At 62.4% G+C, this 2,417-nt stretch carries 1 protein-coding gene and 1 pseudogene; one reads left to right on the forward strand and one right to left on the reverse strand.

The genetic code is table 11. The features are described 5' to 3' along the window. Window positions 1-265, reverse strand: a pseudogene (locus tag ACIP98_RS42235) (zinc-binding dehydrogenase); the annotation flags it as partial. 1,529 nt (window positions 266-1,794) lie between these two features. Between ACIP98_RS42235 and ACIP98_RS42240 the strand changes: the two are divergent. Continuing rightward, a complete protein-coding gene (locus tag ACIP98_RS42240) occupies window positions 1,795-2,127 on the forward strand; it encodes an Lsr2 family protein (protein ID WP_401982184.1) in 333 nt (110 codons plus the stop codon). Window positions 2,128-2,417 lie beyond the last annotated feature (290 nt).

Genomic DNA, 2,417 nt, shown 5'->3' on the forward strand with positions numbered 1-2,417 from the left:
TCAGCAGGGACATGTACGCGCTGTAGTCGAGCGCCGCCGAGACGGTGGAGAGCACGACGTCGAAGGTGCCGTCCAGTTCCTCGAAGGTCTTCGGGGCACTGGTGGCGCGGTAGTGGTCGGCGCCCATCCGCAGCCCGTCATCCCTCTTGCGCAGTGACTGCGAGAGCACGGTCACTTCGGCGCCGAGCGCGTCGGCGATCTTGACAGCCAGGTGACCGAGGCCGCCCATGCCCACGATCGCCACCTTCTTGCCCGGGCCACACCCCAGTCCTGAGAGGAGCGCGGCCGGGCCGTGGCACACCGGGGCGATGATCTTCCCGGAGGCGTCGGCCTCGATGAGGATACGGCCGAGGTCCGGGTCGTGGGCCATCCTCCATGGGACCGTGCCCGCCGGGCAGGAAGATCGCGTCGTAGTCGGCCGTGTCGACGTCGGACAGGGACTTGGGGTTTGTGAGCGCCTTGGCCGAGTCCTCGATGTACGCGGCGAAGGTCGCCGCCTCGGGGCCTGTGACGTCGTCCCGCAGACTCACCGGGTCCGCGGCCGGCTTGCCGCCCACCGGCGGCGATGAGACAGGCTGGAACAGGCTGGACCTTTTCACAACCGGCGCTTCCGATGATGCTCGACGTCCCCGAACGCCGCAGCCTTCCGACTACGTCCGCGCCGACACGACCATAATGGTTTGCGGTACAAGAAGCAGCCAGTAGCAAATGGACATCTTTCCCGTCCTCTGCAGGGCCGAGATCCTGGCTTCCCGTGGCCTCGGGACCAGTGGTTCACCAGCGCATGCATGATCAGCTTCCGCTGAGTTGAGAGCCTGGACCAGCATCATGCGATGCGGAGTCGTTGTCTCTGCGGGACACGGCTCCGCATGCGGTAGATGTGTGAGTACGTTCGGAAAGGAGTGCGTGCCTGGTTTTTGCACCGCACTGCGCGCAGCTCATGGCGGTGTAGGCTTCTTTGCACACCGGGGCCGAGCGTGGTCGGGCGATCGTCTGCAGAGTGCCTGCCAAAAGGCTTTGCCACGGTGCCCACCGCTCTTTCGAAGTCCTTGAAGGATATATCTGAGCATGGCTCGTCGGCTGGAACGAACACCCTCGGCCTACGTCTGGGCAGAGACCGCTGAGGAGATCCTCAACAAACTCGCCACACGCGGCAAGAGAATCTCCTGCTCGGGTCACCAAATCGGCAAGCCACAGGGGGCTATGGCCTGGTTGGCCCGACCGATGAGAGGGGAGGGGGCTCGTCGCTGGCTATGGCTCTGATCTGCGTCGGCTCCGGCGTGTATTTCTGAGTTCTGTACCTGGCGTACCGGACGCGGACAGTTGGCACGCTAGTACGATACTGTTGTCTTCATCCGATCGAGACTGACCACAATCCCAGGGCGGCACGCTGTGCTCGCATGCTGGCCCCATCGGGACCGGCAAGTCCTCGGGCGTAGCAGCACTTAGTCGCAGCCTGTCGGACCGTCAGTTTGTGAGCCTAGTCAACCTTGTGAATATATTCCTCACCGAAGATCGATGTTGAACCTTGCGGCAGTTGCGGCAATTAGGCTGGCTCAGGGGTCGACCTAGGTGCTCCCTAGGGCTCGACGCACGTCGGCCTCGGTGCCTCTCTTGCGGATTGCGGGTCGGGCTGATCAATTACGGCTTGCCCCCACGCGGAGCATGTGACGGCTGGAACTGCTGGCGGCAGGTGTGATGTGAGGCGGAACTGACAAGCTTAGACGTTGCCACCGGATTCCACGGTGTAGGAACCCCTACACAAGGAGCATTCGGTAATGTACTATCTGAGTCATGGCCCAGAAGGTTCTCACCATTTTCACCGACGACATCACCGGCGAGACGTCAGACGATGTCGCCACCCACTCGTTCGCTCTCGACGGAGTAACCTACGAGATCGACCTCAGCGCTGACAGCTACGATTCACTACTCGAGGAGCTCGGACCGTATTTGGGTGCCGGGCGACGTGTTGGCGGACGAGTGAAGCGCAGCACTGCCCCCAAGCCCACTCAGTCTAGTGATGAGACGGCCAAGGTCCGGGCTTGGGCCAAGGAGAATGGTTACGAAATCAACAACCGTGGCCGGGTTCCTGCGTCCATCCGGGAAGCGTACGAAAAGGTCAGGTAGTACGCGCCAGCACTCCTCCCTCGGGATCTGCTGTGGTTTGCCCCATCTAAACTGATGAACATTTTGGCAGCCAGGGACGCCCAACCCTGGCTGACGGCTCCTGTCAGGCGTGCTGTCTGACAGCAGACTGTCGAACCATACATCTTATGCCCGCTGTGCACTCCGCCATCGTCGTTGATGGGGAGTGGGGACGATGGCTCACCCTCGCCACCGGTGCCGACGGGGCACCCCCGCACCACCACAAGCTGTCCCACGAGCTCTTCTATGTACTGGACGGGACGATGCTGTTC

This window comes from Streptomyces sp. NPDC088354 (assembly GCF_044753585.1).
GTDB lineage: Bacteria > Actinomycetota > Actinomycetes > Streptomycetales > Streptomycetaceae > Actinacidiphila.